This window comes from Effusibacillus sp. SKA8 (genome assembly GCF_058273125.1).
Genome location: NZ_JBZCSF010000004.1, coordinates 1 through 16,605, shown reverse-complemented (window position 1 = coordinate 16,605; position 16,605 = coordinate 1). Strand labels below are relative to the sequence as shown.

At 50.1% G+C, this 16,605-nt stretch carries 15 protein-coding genes, 1 pseudogene and 1 riboswitch; of the genes and pseudogenes, 2 read left to right on the top strand and 14 right to left on the bottom strand.

The features are described from left to right. Nucleotides 1-91: 91 nt before the first annotated feature. From AC4ED1_RS04790 to AC4ED1_RS04755, 8 genes are all read right to left on the bottom strand, one after another. Nucleotides 92-1,990: a tetratricopeptide repeat-containing glycosyltransferase family 2 protein gene (locus tag AC4ED1_RS04790; RefSeq protein WP_490936282.1), complete on the bottom strand. Its 1,899-nt coding sequence runs from the start codon at nucleotides 1,988-1,990 to the stop codon at nucleotides 92-94. Between the two features lie 11 nt (nucleotides 1,991-2,001). Then, on the bottom strand, nucleotides 2,002-3,660 hold the full coding sequence (locus AC4ED1_RS04785) for a glycosyltransferase (RefSeq protein WP_490936281.1): 1,659 nt from the start codon (nucleotides 3,658-3,660) through the stop codon (nucleotides 2,002-2,004). Then, a complete protein-coding gene (locus tag AC4ED1_RS04780) occupies nucleotides 3,617-5,629 on the bottom strand; it encodes a glycosyltransferase (RefSeq protein ID WP_490936280.1) in 2,013 nt (670 codons plus the stop codon). The genes AC4ED1_RS04785 and AC4ED1_RS04780 overlap by 44 nt, the downstream gene beginning before the upstream one ends. A gap of 147 nt (nucleotides 5,630-5,776) precedes the next feature. Continuing rightward, nucleotides 5,777-6,499: a DUF6385 domain-containing protein gene (locus tag AC4ED1_RS04775; protein ID WP_490936279.1), complete on the bottom strand. Its 723-nt coding sequence runs from the start codon at nucleotides 6,497-6,499 to the stop codon at nucleotides 5,777-5,779. A gap of 212 nt (nucleotides 6,500-6,711) precedes the next feature. Then, nucleotides 6,712-7,356 (bottom strand): DUF6385 domain-containing protein, encoded by a 645-nt coding sequence (locus AC4ED1_RS04770; RefSeq protein ID WP_490936278.1) that lies wholly within the window; start codon nucleotides 7,354-7,356, stop codon nucleotides 6,712-6,714. Nucleotides 7,357-7,815: 459 nt separating this feature from the next. After that, nucleotides 7,816-8,829 (bottom strand): DUF881 domain-containing protein, encoded by a 1,014-nt coding sequence (locus AC4ED1_RS04765; protein WP_490936277.1) that lies wholly within the window; start codon nucleotides 8,827-8,829, stop codon nucleotides 7,816-7,818. Beyond that, a complete protein-coding gene (locus tag AC4ED1_RS04760; protein WP_490936276.1) occupies nucleotides 8,826-9,377 on the bottom strand; it encodes an RNA polymerase sigma factor in 552 nt (183 codons plus the stop codon). Before AC4ED1_RS04760 ends, AC4ED1_RS04765 begins: the two co-directional genes overlap by 4 nt. Before the next feature lie 32 nt (nucleotides 9,378-9,409). Beyond that, nucleotides 9,410-10,240 carry an aminotransferase class IV gene (locus tag AC4ED1_RS04755; protein ID WP_490936275.1) on the bottom strand — a complete coding sequence of 277 codons (831 nt, stop codon included), beginning with the start codon at nucleotides 10,238-10,240 and terminating at the stop codon, nucleotides 9,410-9,412. 361 nt (nucleotides 10,241-10,601) lie between these two features. On the opposite strand from AC4ED1_RS04755, the gene AC4ED1_RS04750 reads away from it, so the two are divergent. Then, nucleotides 10,602-12,095, top strand: coding sequence for a methyl-accepting chemotaxis protein (locus AC4ED1_RS04750; protein WP_490936274.1), 1,494 nt, complete (start codon nucleotides 10,602-10,604; stop codon nucleotides 12,093-12,095). Between the two features lie 98 nt (nucleotides 12,096-12,193). Here the strand turns inward: AC4ED1_RS04750 and AC4ED1_RS04745 are convergent. The 6 genes and pseudogenes from AC4ED1_RS04745 to AC4ED1_RS04720 all read right to left on the bottom strand — a co-directional run. Next, nucleotides 12,194-12,958: pseudogene (locus AC4ED1_RS04745) on the bottom strand (urease accessory protein UreD); the annotation flags it as partial. A 51-nt stretch (nucleotides 12,959-13,009) separates the two neighbouring features. Then, the gene (gene ureG / locus AC4ED1_RS04740; protein WP_490936273.1) at nucleotides 13,010-13,687 is read right to left on the bottom strand and encodes an urease accessory protein UreG; all 678 of its coding nucleotides are present in this window, start codon (nucleotides 13,685-13,687) and stop codon (nucleotides 13,010-13,012) included. Nucleotides 13,688-13,717: 30 nt separating this feature from the next. Continuing rightward, on the bottom strand, nucleotides 13,718-14,446 hold the full coding sequence (locus AC4ED1_RS04735) for an urease accessory protein UreF (protein WP_490936272.1): 729 nt from the start codon (nucleotides 14,444-14,446) through the stop codon (nucleotides 13,718-13,720). Nucleotides 14,447-14,457: 11 nt separating this feature from the next. Further along, a complete protein-coding gene (locus AC4ED1_RS04730) occupies nucleotides 14,458-14,835 on the bottom strand; it encodes an ABC transporter substrate-binding protein (protein ID WP_490936557.1) in 378 nt (125 codons plus the stop codon). A 69-nt stretch (nucleotides 14,836-14,904) separates the two neighbouring features. Then, a riboswitch (guanidine-I (ykkC/yxkD leader) is annotated at nucleotides 14,905-15,029 on the bottom strand. Nucleotides 15,030-15,044: 15 nt separating this feature from the next. After that, nucleotides 15,045-15,197 (bottom strand): hypothetical protein, encoded by a 153-nt coding sequence (locus AC4ED1_RS04725; protein ID WP_490936271.1) that lies wholly within the window; start codon nucleotides 15,195-15,197, stop codon nucleotides 15,045-15,047. A 307-nt stretch (nucleotides 15,198-15,504) separates the two neighbouring features. Further along, nucleotides 15,505-15,912 (bottom strand): MerR family transcriptional regulator, encoded by a 408-nt coding sequence (locus AC4ED1_RS04720; RefSeq protein WP_490936270.1) that lies wholly within the window; start codon nucleotides 15,910-15,912, stop codon nucleotides 15,505-15,507. A gap of 391 nt (nucleotides 15,913-16,303) precedes the next feature. Here AC4ED1_RS04720 and AC4ED1_RS04715 point away from each other — a divergent pair, with 391 nt between their 5' ends. Next, nucleotides 16,304-16,546, top strand: a complete 243-nt coding sequence (locus AC4ED1_RS04715; RefSeq protein WP_490936269.1) for a YbaK/EbsC family protein — start codon at nucleotides 16,304-16,306, stop codon at nucleotides 16,544-16,546. Nucleotides 16,547-16,605: the final 59 nt, after the last annotated feature.

Genomic DNA, 16,605 nt, shown 5'->3' with positions numbered 1-16,605 from the left:
AACTGCTGAGGACGTTGCCGGTGATTGTGAAAATCAAAACACGGGAGATACAGAATCGGTGGCAGGGTATCTTTCACAAGTATTCCTCCATTTATTCACAAAGTGTCAGAAACCGGAGATCACTTGCAGCAGAATCAATCGGTTGGCCGCTGATTGATCGAGCCTTCGCCACAAACACATGCAAAAGACCTACAAAAGGTGCAATCCGGTTGGGAAATTGCTCATGGGTTGTGGAAAACCAGTCATACGCTTCATGATATTCGCCGCAGTCGCAAGCAAACATCCCGGCAGCCAGCATCTCAGGGTAAGTCAATGTATCCTTCCTTTCTTTGCACAGCCGGATGAACTGATGTTTTACGGAGGAGGGTGCTTTCAGCAATCCATAAAACATCCGGGCTGGCATCCATGACCAGGTAACCTCAGTTGGAATTTTACTTTGCAACCGGATAAAACCATCCCACGCTCCCACCTGCAGCAGGGCATGTTGGCACTTGCGGCATGCCGCTTCGGAAATGTTCAGGATGTCATCTCCTTTCATGACTCCTTCGATCGGTGAAAATGATGAATCAAGAGCGGACAGTTGTTCCAGTTGTTTCACGACGGAAAACGTGTCGTTCGCTTTTATGGCAAGTGCCCATAAGTAAAGATGACACAGCGCTGTCCCGCCCGAATTCCAAAGCTTTTGAGTAAGCCCCTCATCATGCAGTTGTGTCAAAAGAACGCCTTCCAGAATCGGGTCTAATGGTTTCGCAACGCCTTGACACATCAAGACCCGGGTGGCAAAATCAGGTTCCCGGAGGTTGATCGCAGTTTCAATTATGAGATTCCAGACGGTCTCCGGAATTTGATTCCGGTGTTCCGCGAGGAAGTGTAACAGTTCTTCCGTCTCTCTCAACAGGAACGATATGTTGGGCAAACGCCGCCAGACAGGCAGAAATCCCGGATGATGGAGCAATGCCTTATAATAGTGATTTTTTGCCTCTTCCCACAAATACAAATACTCGCAGGTCAGTCCCGCCAGATAGTGGGAACGGTATGTTCCCGAACCGGAAGACGACGTATATTTGTAAGATACATCCCCCGTCCGGATCGCTTGCGAAAGGGACGCATAGGCATCCTGATAGTTTTCCAGATCCATCAGTATCATCGCTTTCAATTCCAGCAAATCCGTGAAATCGGGATAGAAAAGCAAGGCTTCCTCAATTACATGCAGCGCTTCTTGTTTACGACCGGTTTCCCCCATGGCATAAGCCGTTTTCAAGAGCAGATCCGAATCATACCCGCTGAACACAGGCACTCGGGGAAGAATGGATTCAAATACAGCCAACGCATCGGTATATTTTTCCCGTTGAAAATATTCAGTTCCAAGCGCATACAGCAGACGAAGATCCTGCGGGGTACGTTTAATGGCCCTTTGAATGATCTTCAAATTTCTTTCGTTCTTATTTTTGCGGTGAATCACTTCCTCAAGATACCCGTAATGACGAACGGTTATTTCGGAAAATTCGATCCGCGCATTGGGGATTGTCAGAATGGCGGGAGTCACTTCTTCATGAATGCTGCTTATAAAACGAACTTTTGGATGGTTGCGAAACAAGCGGCAGACGGAGTCTGTCACATGTTCTCCCGACGATAAGGTTCCCACGTAATTCTTCATCTTCACAAAATAGCCGTACACTTCTTCCTGCTGCAATAAGTGATTTAGATACTCAAAATCCAGTTCCTCCAATTCTTCATCGGCGTCCAGCACAAGAATCCAGTTGTTTGTTGCTTGTTTCAATCCTTCGTTTCGGGCTTTGGCAAAATCATCTTCCCATGGCACCGTGATCACGGATGCCCCGAAACGTTTGGCTATTTCTTGGCTTTTATCAGTTGAACCGGTGTCCACAACAATGATCTCCGAAACAATGTTTGATACTGAGGAGAGGCAGCGCTCAAGACGGTCCTCTTCGTTTTGAACAATCATGCATAACGAAATATCAAAACTCATTTCAACCCTCCTTAAAACCCGTCCTCACAGGGAACAGCCAGTCGCGCATCTTGCGCCAAATCGCGAAACCTGTTTGATTTGCTCAGTACTTCCAAATGGGAATCTGCCAGGCTTGCCAGTGTTCGTATGATTCGTTTGCCAGCTTCCGGACCCTCCAGTCGATTCTGCCACTGGTCGAGCAAGCGCAGCGCTTCGTCTTTTCGCCCAATGGCAAATGCGAGTTTTACAATAAATGTAAATTCCTCATCGGAAAGTGAATCTTCCGCTATCCGACCTTTGCTTTTCTCTGCCCAATTCAACCACTTTTCTAACTTTGTCTTTGCTTGAGAACGCATGTGGCGTAAAGTATTTCGAGCACTTTTCAGATTTCCCGTTAACAGCTGACACTTGATTTGAGACACGGATTTGAATTCTTTGAATTTCCCGCTCTTCAATTGCTCTGCGAGTGCCGGGATAGGTTCCAAACAATCGGTGTCAAACAAAATTTGTATCACCTTTGCCATTGCATCCTCTGTTTTGATATCAAAGCGTTCTTTTAGAAAAGGGGAGATTTGCGACTGCGCCCCGTTGCATCTCATAAGATGAAAAATGCGATATAACGGCGGATTTAAGCTTGATTTGAAACGGACAGCCCGCATGTACCATTGCACTGCAGCGTTGTAATCCCGGGTCGCTTCATGCAAAATCCCCAATGCGTAACAGGTCTGATAAGTGCCCATGCCTTCTTCCGTATGGTATCCGCTGGCAGCAGGCCCCAACTCAAAAGCATACCGGTAGCATTTTTTCGCTGCCTCGATCTTTCCCAATTGTGTCAAACATGTTCCCTTTATATGATGCAAATCGGTATACTGCGGGTAGAGACCGATTCCCTCATCACAAATTTGAATCGCTTCTTCGACCTGTCCAAGTGCCAGCAAACAGCGAATTTTATACTTAAACAACAAATGAGCATAATTGGATGTCACAGGATCGATCAGGGATTTGGCTTGCCTGAAAGCGTCAAGCGCTTGCTGCGCATCTCCGATGCGAAGGCATTCAACCCCAAGGTTATATTTGGTAAACGGATCGCCCGGTTTTTCCGTTTCCATTTGCTGAAGCAAGTGAATATTGCGGCGAATTTTATCTTTTTTTATTACGATTTCCTGCCGGTATCCGTAATGGTGTATTTTGATATCCGTAATGTAATAAACGGCCTCCGGTCTGTGCTTATAAATGCTTATGGCGATCTGTTCGTGGATTCGTCCTTCAAACCTGTATTCGGGACGGTTTCTGAACATTCGCAAGACGGGGTTAATGGTGGCTCCTTGCGATCCGTCACCTGTATAGTTGTAGATCTGCAACAAAAACGCTTCAATTTCCCTATGTTGAGCATATATGCGGAGTTTTTCCCGGTCCGTCGCCTCCAGTTCTTCGTCCGCATCGAGCCATAAAATCCACTCTCCTTTGGCTTGATCAATACCTGCATTACGAGCGTAAGCAAAATCATTTTGCCAAGGAGAGCAAATGACATGTGCCCCGAATCGACGGGCAATATCCACCGTGTTGTCGGTTGAACCCGTATCCACTACGATAATTTCATCCACAACTCCTTTGACGCTCGATAAGCATCTTGGAAGATGTTCAGCTTCATTTTTGACGATCATGCACAGCGAAATCGTTGGCTGACGCATGGAGATTCCTCCTTTGTGCACCATTCCACGATGTGTGCCATCTGATTCCGCCGAGCAATTGTTTGCTGTTCCGGATCCGTTCCAGGTCGGTTTGGATAGCGGAATGATTCGGAAACCGCTTCAGGCTTTCAATTGCAATATCTTGTGCCATTTCTAAATAGCACAGGGCGGCGGCGGTTCTCGTTTTTTCATCCCCCGGCATTTCGTCTGCCATTTTCTCAAACAACGCACAAGCCTGGCTGTAATATCCTTTGTCATACAGAATTTCCGCCAGCATAAACAGCCCTTCGCCATCCAGTTGTTGATTTTTCATTGCCTGCAACAAACGATCTGCCGCCATAAGCACAAATCCGTTCCGATACAGGCTTTTCGAATACAGAAGGAACAAATCGGAATTTAGTTGGGAAAGCTTGTCAGCTATTCGAATCAGCTTACGTTGAATCGCTCGTTCCAGCAAACTTTGTACAAGTTTCTGCGGAACCGGAACGGGTACAACATCCTCGGCAAGCCAACGATCAACCCGTTCATACATCTGTTGTTCAGTTCGTGTCAGATCTTTGTAAAAACTGAAGGGCAAATTTCGTTCTTCGCTCCAGCGGCACAACGCCCGGTCTTGCACGAAAGCTTCCCGATCATTTTCATCTGCGGATGAAAGCAAACCGCCTAATTTTTCATATGCTTCAGGAAATTGTCCTGTCTGCATCAGACACTCACACAGAAGTCGTTCTCCTTCTAACGGCAAAGACTCCATTGTTTTTAGCAAAATCAATGCCTCGGAATATGCACCGATTCCGGACATAACCTCTGCCAACAAAAACGAATCGCCGGTCACTGCTTTAAGCTGTGCAAGAATTTGCTCGTCCGATTGCCCCGAAAGATACTGTGTTTCAGCCCATCCAGCCAACGCCGGCGCATAGCTTGGATGAAACGACAATGCTTGCCGATAATAATGAAGCGCTTCTTCCTTTGCGTCCAATTCCTTTGCCAAAGTCGCCATTTCATGAAGCGACCGAAACGTTCCCATCCCGGCTTCCGTCACATACTTTGACGGGGCCGCTCCGGCATGCACCGCCCTTTGGTAGGTTTGCAAAGCTTCCCGTAAAAAACCTTTTTGTTCCAACGTTTTCCCCAGCAGATGGTACAAATCAGGATAATCGTTGTAGCGAGTCATTTCATTGCGGAGCAATTGTTCCGCTTCTGTCCATTCTTTCAATTCAATCAGAATTTTTGCCCGGTCGCGAATTAAAGTGGGGCGATAGGATGTTCCTAAGGGTGCAAGTTCTAAAGCTCTTTTCATCAAACGGTCGGCATCATCAAGATTCCCCAGCTGGCAATAGGTAACTCCCAAATTGTAAAGATGAAACGGTTCCTCAGGATTTTCTTTCACCGAGAGTTTAAGAATCCGAAGATTGCGGCGAATTTTGTCTTTGCCGGAAAGAACAGGCGGCAAGTATCCATAATGAACAATTTGCAGCGGAGAATGTTCAATTTTCGAGATCGAATGCTTCTCCAAAATGGAAGGAATGATTTGCTCATGAATCCGGCCGCGAAATTGGTAGGTTGGATCTCTTCGGAACAAGCGGACTGCTTGATGTCTGAGCCGATCTTCGATACGACTCCCCAATACATTATCAATTTCAACGAAAAAAGCTTCCGCATCCGTATCTTGCAAGATGATTTGAATCTGATCTGCTCCCCCTGCCAACACTTCGTCCGCATCAAGATAGAGTATCCATTCGGTTTGGGCGTGAGAAAGCGCAAGGTTTCTGGGTTTTGAAAAATCATCCTCCCATTTCGCATGAACAATTGTTGCCCCGTAAGACGTTGCAATCTCTATGGTGCGGTCTGCCGATTCCGTGTCCACAACAATGATTTCATCCGCGATGTCTTTTACACTGTCCAAACATTGGGGCAAAAGTTCTTCTTCATTATGAGTCATCACATGTACCCCGAGCAGCAAGTTTTGCATATGGCTCCTCCTAGAGAAAAGAGTACATGGACTCCATGTACTCATGTGCTGATGTACTACTTTCTGGAAGATTATTGCTGGCGGATCTGCGTTCCTTGACCTTAGAGGAATACAATATGCTCTTCTTGAAGATGGCCGTCGTCAGATCTATGTTCCTTGGCCGTTAAAGAATACGTCAATGGTCGTGGGAGCTCCCGCCGTAGAGGAACGATAAGCCAAACGCGTATATTTTAAGAATTTCGACGGGACCAGCACGTCGACGGAACCGACGGCAATACCGGTTACGGTGTCGACGTTAGCGTACCAGTTCGTTCCGTTCGCACTGATCTCAACCCGCGCATCCACCTTATTGGTGCCAGGTCCCCTGTTATAGATAAAGAACGAATAAGTACCGAATACACTCGTTGTGACGGCAGGCAGCGCTGAAAACGCATCGGCAGTTACAATGTTTGTTGTTTGCTGCTCCTGGAAGCTCTTCTGTGAAATCGAGGTCACACTGCTGAGAGTACCGGCGGTAATCGTGGTTCCCAATACGCTGGTGATCGTACCGTTCAACAGGTTGGTCAACGTACCGGCGGTAAGGGTGGCTCCTAAAATACTGGTGATCGTACCGTTCAACAGGTTGGTCAACGTACCGGCGGTAATCGTGGTTCCCAACACACTGGTGATCGTACCGTTCAACAGATTGGTCAACGTACCGGCGGTAAGGGTGGCTCCTAAAATACTGGTGAGTGTTCCGTCCAAAGCAATGTTTGTCAATCGTCCGCTGGTATCGGTAGCCAGTGCGCGGTTTGTGGCAGTGCTGTCTCTGCCAAATATTAAAGTTCGTAAATCGTCCGGATTGGTGTTAAACGAAGCAAAATTTGGCAATTCATTTCCTCCTTTATTAGCATATTTATACACCCAAAAAGGTGTAATAGACAGCTGCGGATTTTTTACAAAACCATCTTTCTCTTGATTTCAGCTGCCTAAGACATATTACGACCTTTTAAAATTGATTGCCTGTATTCTAGTCCTTATTTAGAAGAAAATATATGTATACCTATAGATGAGAACTTGTCCAACAATAATATAAACTGCCATTACCCGACTGATTGCGATTGAAAATAGATATCCAAAACGGTTTGATGGCCCGGTTGTTTTGACCGAACAGAAACACGCGTATAGCGAAGAAACCGAGTGGGAACCATGACAATCGTCGTGTGGGGATTCGCACCTTCTTCCCGGTCGGTTGCAAAATCAATGGAATTCGGGCTCACTTCAACCCGTATGATCGCGGGATAATTCCCTTTGTTGACAACCGCATATGAATAGGTCACTTGAGTTGAGGTGTTTTGAGGTTTCAACACGGTCCAGTCATCTTGTGTTTTAATATTTAAAAACTTTTCTTCGTGAAAGATCCGTGAAGGGAACGGACTCTCTTGAACCACTTCCACTCTTCCCTTTGAATCCGTACGGACAGGTTTTACCTGTTTCCCGTCAAAACCAAATATTTGAATCCTGTCCCGTTTGGCTTGCAAGCTCCGAATTTCAAATTTGTATCCGTTAACACGAACAGGTTGCAAAACTTTTTTCACGATCACTTTTTGTATATTTTTATGCTTTCTTTTGTTCATCCTCTTGCTTTTACAGATACAAATAATCTGGCAGAGCCCTTTTCTTTTCTTCGAACGATCTGTTTTATAAACTTTTTTTCTCATTTTCGTTTTTTTATCCTGTTTTCCCACCCCATTTTCCTCCTTCCATTGTGATAATATACGTTTGTTGTTATGGAAGCTGGCACGACTCCTGTCACGATCCATTTTGAAGAATGGTCTTGTGAACTGCAAAAAGACACAACGTTTATCGGTAGACAGGTCTTGCGTATCATTCGCAACCTTCACTGGGAACGAGTTCGGCGCCTACTCGGTGAGCTATCACATCAAAAAGATCGCTTGGTTCGGTAACCAGGAAGTACTGGCGGGGAACCGGTAACAGGAAGAGAGACTCGGAGGCGGGCAACCTACAGGGTCTCTCTTCCTTTTTTCACCTCCCGTAATGATTGTCGTTATAATAGGGATTATCATACGACAATCACCCACAGAATCCTTCGACATTGAACGTGACAAAAAACCGCTCATCCGCCGTCAAACAGCGTGAGCGGTAACACCATCCCGAAGCGGAACCCGTGGACAAACATCAATTCGTTACCGGATCGGTTCAAATGAAACTTCAATTTTCGAGGATCGCCGCAAGGAATCAATTACGGAGCCTCGCTCTTTAATCGCTTGCTGGATCTGGACGGGATCACCGCCGACCTCCACCACATAGGGAGGCGCCATCGAAATCCCGTTTACGACCAGCCTGCTGTCGTTGGCGTTGAGCGAATCTTGCGCATCGACCATCACGCCGTTTACCTTGACCCATGCGGCGTTGGCCGCAAACAATTCCTTAACGATCAATCTTACGTCCCTGGGGGTAACCGCATCCGCCGCTTCTTTGGCCGCCAACTGCCGCCTTACGCTGGAAGCGTCCCGCAATGTGATCTTTACCCCTTTTTCCAAAGCGGCTTGCCCCGTTTCGAAGGAATTGGGTTCTTTCGAAGCCGTCCGGGCCCCTGATGCGTCATTCCCCTTCGCGGCGGCCACAAACGTGTCGGGAACGTCGCCGCTTTGGGAAGGTGCGTGTCCCGACGAGTCGGGTTTCCCTTCGGAATTGCGGACGTCCGCAGCTGCGGAATTTGGAGGGGCCGCAGCACCGGCTGCGCTTCCCTGCTTCACGCCTGCATTGGGAGTTTGGGTGGGGACGCCGTTCTTTGAAGCCTCGATTGCGGGTGCCTTCTCCTGCTTGATCCCGCCAGTGGGTGCGGTTGGAGTTGCATGATTTTGCGCAATCGAAGCACCAGGCATGGAGTCCCGCAATCTATCCGAATCGCGCGTTTCGGCCGGCTTATCGGCTGCTTCATGCTGGGAGCCGCTCTTCCCGAAAGCGCCAAACTGCGCAAAGAAAATCCCGCCCGCCAGAACCGTAACTCCGGCAAACGAGGCAATCGCTGCCAGCGAACTCCCCTTCATCCACCGGAAACGCTTTGGGGTCTCAGCCGGGACCGGCTCCTGCAGGATTCGCGCATAGATTTCCTGTTCCAATCCCGGTCTCGGTTCCAGCGGTTTCATGGCGGACAACCAATCCGCCACGCAATCCGGCTTCTCGTTTCGAATCACAGCGACCTCACCTCCTCCGAAGCAACTGTTCCTTCTACGACAAACGTCGGATCGACCGACAAAATTTTTCGCAGTTTGCGCAGCGCCCGAAACAACTCGACTTTCACCTTGGTTTCGGTGCAATTGAGAATCCGTGCCGTCTCTTTGGTGGAATAGCCGTGGATGTTACGCAAAATGACAATCGTCCTCTGGGTTTCATTCAATTGCAACAACGCTCTTTGTATTAGACCCGATCGTTCGCGATCGGTTACAACCCGCTCCGGGGTAGCGTCGGGCGAAGGAAGCTTGAGCAATTCCTCTTCGCCGTTGACAATCGGCTTTTTTCTGGCGAGGTGGCTGCGTACCGTATTTCGGGCGATCACAAACAGCCAGGTGCGAACCTCCGCATCTCCGCGAAAGGAATCGAAGGATCGGTATGCCTTGAGAAAGACTTCCTGTGTAATGTCCTCCGCTTCGGTCTGGGAACCGACCGAGTAGGCGATATAGCTGTAAATGTCGCGAAAATGGGCCGTGTAGATCTCCCGGAACCTTTCTGCCATATCCGGCATGCCCTTCCTCCTTTCACACGAAAACGCAATATTTAGATTCCCGTTTCCCGGCGAAACGCCTCTTGAATCTTGCGGGTGACCGGTCCGACGGCGCCGGTGCCGATCTTCTTGCCGTCGACTTCCACAAACGGCGCCACTTCGCTTAAGGTGCCTGTCAGGAACAGTTCGTCAGCCGACCATACATCGTCTCTCGTAAACGGTTCCTCCCTGACCGGGATGCCAAGCTTGTTGGCCAGCCCGATCACCACATGCCGCGTGATCCCGGGAAGAATCCAGGGACCGTTGGGATGGGTGAGCAGACAACCGTTTTTCACAATAAACAGGTTGGCGGCAGATGCTTCCGTCACGATCTCCCCCCGGTGGAAGATCGCGTCGTCCGCTCCGCGTTGGAGCGCCTCCTCTTTGGCCATGCAGTTGAGCAGCAGACCCGTGGTTTTGATGTTGCACAGCTGCCAGCGCAAATCTTCCACAAAAATCGCCCGGCCCCCCTGCTCCCAAATCCGGGTATTCGGCTCGAAAGGCTTTACATAGGCGACCACAGTCGGATTTTCCAAATTGGGAAGACCGTGCACGCGGGGAGCCGCGCCGCGCGACACTTGGATGTAAAGCATCCCCCTTGCATGCCCCGGGTTGCGCTCAAGCAATTCCCCCAGGACGGGCCGCAACTCGTCTGTCCGGTATGAAATGCGCAACCTCTCCAATCCCTGCTGCATCCGCTCCAGATGCAAATCGAGTTTAAAATAGGCGCCGTTATAAATATGTAAAACTTCATAAATGGCATCGGCAAAGACAAAGGCTCTGTCCTGAAAAGATACGGCGGCAATCGATTCATCCATCCATTTCCCGTTCACGTACACGATCATAACGCATCCATCCCCTCGGTTGGCATAGCTCCTATTTTATTTATTTTACTATTGTACATGTGAATCAAACAATGTGAAACATATCGTATGCAGCGATCGCGACTCCGGTAATCTTTTGTGTTATGTTTCATTACACAAAGCTATAAAACTCAGCCAAAAAGACAAAAACTTGCCGTTTTTTTGATTTTATGTTAGAAAATATTACAAATATAATTGTTTGAGTCGTAATTTGGTTACTACAATTGAGTAAAAAATGGTGCCCTGGACGGCTGCAGTCACGCAATCGGCATGGAGCAACTCTATCGAAACAAAGAAAATCGCGTCGGGAGGGGAACAAACGATGTTGGCAGGGAGAGTGAGTATGGCAGTTTGCGGCGCGGGAACCATCGTACAACTGTACGCAGTTTGGCGTCCCAGTCAGGTAACGGCGTGGTTGCAGTTGCTTGTGTTTGCCGCGCTTTTGGCCTGCTTTTGGCGGGAAAGGCGGAACAGCCGGGAAGCGGTTGAAGCCTTGTCCTCTCACGCAGAAAACGGTCGCAGATTCCGGGAGTTTGTCAACGAATCGCAGGTGGTGGCAGACCGGCTGGTAGCGGCGATTGAAGAAGTAAATGCCGCGATTGTGAATCTCACGGAAATAGCGGACAATTCGACCGAACAGGAAAAGAAGCTGCAGGAGAAAAGCCGGCATGCCATGCGACAGATCGAACAGGCTTTTTCCTCGCTGCAGCAGATTGCCTCGGCAGCGGATCAAATTACGGATATAACGGTCACCATGCGGAAAGAAAGTGAGTTTACGAAAGATACGGTGCTTGACATCTGCCAGACGCTGGACAATACCGACACGGTGATGGGTGAAATGCTGACCAACCATGATGCCATGCGCGAAAGGATTGAAGAATTGAGCGGCCATACCTCGAAAATCGAGGAAATCAACACGTTTATACGGGAAATGGTTGCCCAGACCTCCTTGCTCGCCCTAAACGCTTCCATCGAAGCGGCCAGAGCGGGGGAACACGGACGCGGGTTCGCCGTCGTCGCACAGGAAATCAAAAAATTGGCCGAACAAAGCCATGAGGCGGTCAGCCGCTCTTCCGACATCCTGTCTTCCATCGTGCAGGGAGTCGATCATTTCATTGCGGCGGTCGCCAAAGAAAAACGGGCTGTCGAAAACAGCATTCAGGAAATGAGGGGAGTGAAAGACAAAATCGATTTTGTGCTGGCCCGCACGCTTGAAGTGAACGATCTGGTGGTGACAACGGCGGAGGCAAGCAAACAGCAGTCCCACTTGATGGTGAATTCGACCGCCATGTTGGGAGATGTAGTGGAAATCGTCAACGCCACCCTCACCGGCGTGGAAGAGACGCTTGAACTTATGACGCTGCAGCGCAGGCAAATCAGCCGGTTGCAGGAAATCAACCACAACCTTGAGGTAACATCCGGTGAATTGTTCCGGTCCATCCAGTCCATGGGAGTCGATGCGACAGACGGCAAGCAAGTGGCTCACCTGGAACAGATGAAAAACGTGTTGGAGAGCCTTGTCGCCATGCCCGACATTCAATCGCTGGATCCCGCAAAGCACAAACAGCGCTTGAGCGACTGCATGGCCAAAACGGAAGGAATCGAAGCCATCTGGTCCAACCGCTCGGACGGTACGTTTATATTTTCACAGCCGCAAGCAGGTCTGCTCAACGCCAAAAGCCGGGAGTGGTGGAAGCAGGCGATGGCGGGACAATTGTTCGTTTCCTCCCCCTACATTTCCGCCATTACCAAAAAGCCGTGCGTCACTCTGTCCAAAGCGATTGTCGACAACCGGGGACAGGCGGTTGGCGTTGTCGGAATCGATCTGACGGTTTAGCAGGCCGGAATCTCTTTTCTTCTTTCATAGAACCTGTTTTTCTAGCGGCCATCCGTCGCCGGATGGCCGTTTCCTTTTGCTTGCGACGTTCTTGACTTCTATTTCCGGATCTGAAAGGCCGGTTTTCCCAGCAGTTCGCGCCGAACCTGATCCCAGCAGCGATACATCACGCTCTGCAGCTCCCAGGCGGACCTTCCCAGCATCCGAATGACAAGCCCGTTGCGGGAAAGCAGGCTGACGCCCGCGTAAACGGAATCGCTGCCAGAGGTGTGCAACAAATCCCGGATCATTTGCACGTGAAGGCTCGTGACCTTCCCGGACAACACCCAGAGGGTCGCCAGATGCGTGTACTCCTCGAAAATCCCTTTTGCAAAGCGCCACCGGGCAGGCTCCAGCAAAAGGGAGTCCCATACCGCCAGCTCCTTTTCCCGGAAGACGGAAAACCGGCTGGCTACCGTCCGGTATTGGAATGTCTCCCCGCGTCCCGCCCGGCCCGGCGTCAGGATTTCCCCGATGATCGCCTGTGCGTCCGTTTCCATCCAAACAACGGTTTCCCCCAGGTGGCAGGCTCCCTTGTAAGGAACCAGCGGTTCCGGAAAATACTCCAGCACAGCCCCTTCCCGCAAGTGAAACCGCTGGATTTGGCGGCTTTCGGCCGGTTCCGGTGAAGGATGCAGTTTGCAGGAGGACTGATTGGTCAAAAAGAGGCTGGCCCCTTTTTCCACGGTGCAATCGATCTCCTGCACGTCCCCGTTGAAGAGTCCCGGCGACGCGTCCATCAAATACAGGATGAGTTCCCCTTTTTCCCCGGCAAACGGTTTTGCCGCTTTCAGAGGGGCCTGATGAAAAGAGGAAAGGAGCGTGCTGCTCCCCCCCCCTAATTCCGACTGTCCCCCGCCAAAGGCCGTGAACTCTCATGGCGTCCCTTTTATTCCACCGTTGTGATAATGCCCGCAAATCCAGCCGGCAATTTCCGGAACACCGAAATTTTGAAACAGATCGGTAAACAAGAACGGTTTGTCTCCCCGCATCCGTTTCGAGTCCCGCTCCATCACCTCCAGACTGGCGCCGACGTAGGGGGCCAGGTCGATTTTGTTGATCACCAGCAGATCGGACCGGGTGATACCGGGGCCGCCTTTGCGCGGAATCTTTTCGCCCTGGGCAACGTCAATCACGTAAATGAACAGATCCACAAGTTCGGGACTGAAAGCGGCTGCCAGATTGTCGCCGCCGCTTTCGATAAAAATGATGTCAAGGTCGGGAAACCGCGCTTCCAGTTCCTCCACCGCCGCCATGTTCATCGAAGCGTCCTCGCGGATGGCCGTATGCGGGCAACCTCCCGTCTCCACCCCGACAATGCGTTCCCGCGGCAAAACCCCGGTTTGGGCCAGGATTTCCGCATCCTCTTTCGTATAGATGTCATTGGTGATCACCGCCAGACTGTAGGTATCTTTCAACATCCGGCACAGTTTTTCCGCCAGGGCGGTTTTGCCCGAACCGACCGGCCCGCCGATACCGACCCGCATCGCCCGTCCGCCTCCGAAACTTCCGTGTTCCCACTCGTGATGATGATGGTCGTGGCCCTGACACATGTTTTTCCCCTCGCTTCATGCAATTTTGGATCAAGACATAAACAGCCGCGAATACAGGGTTTCATGCCGCATCGCCCCGATTTCCTGCGCCAAAGCGTGGCCCGACATTGAGTCCGGTGGCGGGGGATCTTGCACCAGCCGCTCCGCTTCCCGTTCCACTGCGGAAATCAGCGATTTCAACACTTTCTGCCCTTCCGTTTGACCGATCGCCATGGCCCGCAGCGCGTTTTGCACAAGGCTGTTCACCCCGGCATACAGGTGGCTGGCGACCGCATCCCGTGGCAGATACCGCAAATGCGCGCATATCCAGCCATGCACGACACAGGCATTGCCGTAACATTCTCCTCGGCGAATCCAATCCCCGTACCGTTCGAGAGCCGCCTCCGGATAAAGCTCCCCGGCGACGCGCAGGTACCTTTTCCCGATTTTGATTCCCCCTTCGCGGGATTCCCGCGCCAGTTTCGCCAGGGTGAGCCGCCGATCCAGCATTTTCAGATTTGTTTCAGGATCCGCTCCCGTCAGCCCCCGTTCCGCATGACAGCCTGCAAGTTCCTCCGCGTACCGGTGCGCCCAGTACACGCCCACCCCTTCCATCGGAGCAAGGCTTCCCGTCAAGTAAGAATACAGCCATTCCTCCAGTTCCGGAGCGTTTGTCACCCTCCCTTCCTGCAAAGCGGTTTCCAGGCCGAAGGAATGGGAAAAGGCGCCTGTGGGAAAAGCGGAATCGATCAGTTGGATGAGAGTAAGCCGAGAAAGCATCCGATCCCCCCTCAAAACAGGAAATACCGCTGCGCCATGGGAACGGTTCCGGCCGGTTCGCAGACGATCAGTTCCCCGTCCGCCCTGACTTGATAAGTTTCCGGATCGACTTCAGTTTGGCTGTTCGCGTCAATTTTGCCTGCGGACAAAGCGGTCAGTGAGTCGCTGTACACCGGAAACCAGACCAATTCCACGTCGACGCCGTTTTTTTCGAAAAAGCCCTTTTCCTTCACCAGATACCAGACAAACCAGCCGGGCCAGGGACTGAGTCCGAGGCGGATTTTCTGTTTGTTTTCCTGCCCCGGCGCTTGCGAGACCTGGCTCTTGGAACATCCCACGACACTTGCCAACAAAAGAAGCAGGCAGAGCAGCAAACCAGCCTTTCTCATGCAAATCCCCCCAAGGAAATTGGATTAAAAAATTGGAATAAAAAAGGAGATAACACCATTGCTGTTGTTACCTCCCGGGCTTTTCTCCCTCCGTGTAGCGCCTGTCCGCGCGGCGGATTCGACGCCGTTTTCTCTCGGACCAGTCCTCACTTGACCAAACAGGGCAAATGAGCGGAACCCTAGAAAACTTTTTATGCTTTTTAATTTGATCAGGATTTCGGATGCCATCCGTTTTGCACGGCCCGCAGCAGTTCATGCGCGCGGGAACCCGCCACAGCCGCCAGCTTTTCCCACATTTGGTCCCGCAACAGATCCAGCCGAACGATTTCTTTCGCCAACTCCAGGGCTTCTTCCCGCTCCACAACCGTTCCCTCCCAGTCCATCAAAAGTTTGAGGTTTTGAATTTCAGTATGTTAAAGAAAACATACCAAATGCCCCTATTTCGTAAAATGAATTTTGTTAGATAATATAACATGAAATAATAAAAAGTATTGTTATATAATCTAACAACCCATGTTTTCCTCGCCCGGTTCCTTTGTTACAATCCAGGTAACCTCTCCTTTTTCTCCACTGGAGACCGCTTGTCTGGTCCCCCCTCTGTGGAATATTCTCTGCGCCCTCCCGGTGAGGGCAAAAAGCACCCTCGCCTGACGCTGGGTGCTCTTTTTTTCATCTTTTTTTGTTGCGATAAAACTGCGACAACTGCCCCTCAATGATCGTTGTCGACCAGGACCGTTCCGCTCGGGTTTGGATCTGTCCCCGAATCTCTTTCAGCAGTTTGCCGTCGTCCATTTCCTGTTCGGAGGGAGTCGGCCGCGTCTGGGGTTCGACGGGTGCGGTTGGCGGCATCAGCACTTTTTTGATCTGCGAGATCGGATACTCCTGGTCCATCATGTCTTTGATGCGGAGCAAACGGGCGACATCGTTAATCGAGTACAGGCGGTGTTCACCGCTTGAACGATAGGGACAAACTAGCCCGATTTCTTCATAATACCGAATCTGCCGCAAACTGAGTCCGGTTAACTGCCTCACGATTCCAATCGTAAGGACTGCCATATCGCGCGGTACCGGATCCATTCGCCATCCCTCCAATCCGTAGTTTCAACAAATATTGTTGCTTATTGCGGAAAAAAGCCCCGCAACTCCCAATTGCCTCCTTCTCCGATAAGACGGCGTCAAGACCGATCCCGGAGAAAGAATGCAACAGGTTGTGCAGGGCTTCTTTGCCGCAGACACGGTGTGGCTCCGTTGCCAAACCGCTTTTTGTGTAAGATTTTATTACGTGTAATGTTATTATATGTTGTAACAAAAGATTTCACAAGATTTATGTTAGGTTTTATTTCACGTTGACACACCCCAAAAAACCGATCTCTTCATTCGTTTTTCCGTTCGTGCGTTAACAAGATATTGGCGAGCCGGTTTTGGTAAAATACGTTTTAAAGAAATTCTAAAAAGGGGGCTCCCTCATATGGACAATTTAAAAACCATTTTGCAAGAAAACGAAGTTCAATTTGAAATCATTCATCACGAAAATCCTATTCGTACAGCACAGGAAGGTACGGATTATTTTGGGATTGAATTAGGTCAGACAGCCCCGACATTGGTTCTCAAGTCAGAAAAAGGCTATTTTGCGATGATCATTTCCGGAGGTCGTGGGCGTGTAAATTTAGAAGAAGTGTCAGAAGTTTTGGGATGTAATCAACTACAATGATATCACCATGGTCAAAATTTGAGAAACTGATATTGTTGGTTCCAGTCGGATTCCCGAAC

Bases quoted from the DNA above. Each gene is read 5' to 3' on its own strand.
- AC4ED1_RS04790 (WP_490936282.1), bottom strand. From the start codon at position 1,990: ATGAGTTTTGATATTTCGTTATGCATGATTGTTCAAAACGAAGAGGAC.
- AC4ED1_RS04785 (WP_490936281.1), bottom strand. From the start codon at position 3,660: ATGCGTCAGCCAACGATTTCGCTGTGCATGATCGTCAAAAATGAAGCT.
- AC4ED1_RS04780 (WP_490936280.1), bottom strand. From the start codon at position 5,629: ATGCAAAACTTGCTGCTCGGGGTACATGTGATGACTCATAATGAAGAA.
- AC4ED1_RS04760 (WP_490936276.1), bottom strand. From the start codon at position 9,377: ATGCCGGATATGGCAGAAAGGTTCCGGGAGATCTACACGGCCCATTTT.
- AC4ED1_RS04755 (WP_490936275.1), bottom strand. From the start codon at position 10,240: ATGATCGTGTACGTGAACGGGAAATGGATGGATGAATCGATTGCCGCC.
- AC4ED1_RS04750 (WP_490936274.1), top strand. From the start codon at position 10,602: ATGGCAGTTTGCGGCGCGGGAACCATCGTACAACTGTACGCAGTTTGG.
- ureG (WP_490936273.1), bottom strand. From the start codon at position 13,687: ATGTGTCAGGGCCACGACCATCATCATCACGAGTGGGAACACGGAAGT.
- AC4ED1_RS04735 (WP_490936272.1), bottom strand. From the start codon at position 14,446: ATGCTTTCTCGGCTTACTCTCATCCAACTGATCGATTCCGCTTTTCCC.
- AC4ED1_RS04730 (WP_490936557.1), bottom strand. From the start codon at position 14,835: ATGAGAAAGGCTGGTTTGCTGCTCTGCCTGCTTCTTTTGTTGGCAAGT.
- AC4ED1_RS04720 (WP_490936270.1), bottom strand. From the start codon at position 15,912: ATGGATCCGGTACCGCGCGATATGGCAGTCCTTACGATTGGAATCGTG.
- AC4ED1_RS04715 (WP_490936269.1), top strand. From the start codon at position 16,304: ATGGACAATTTAAAAACCATTTTGCAAGAAAACGAAGTTCAATTTGAA.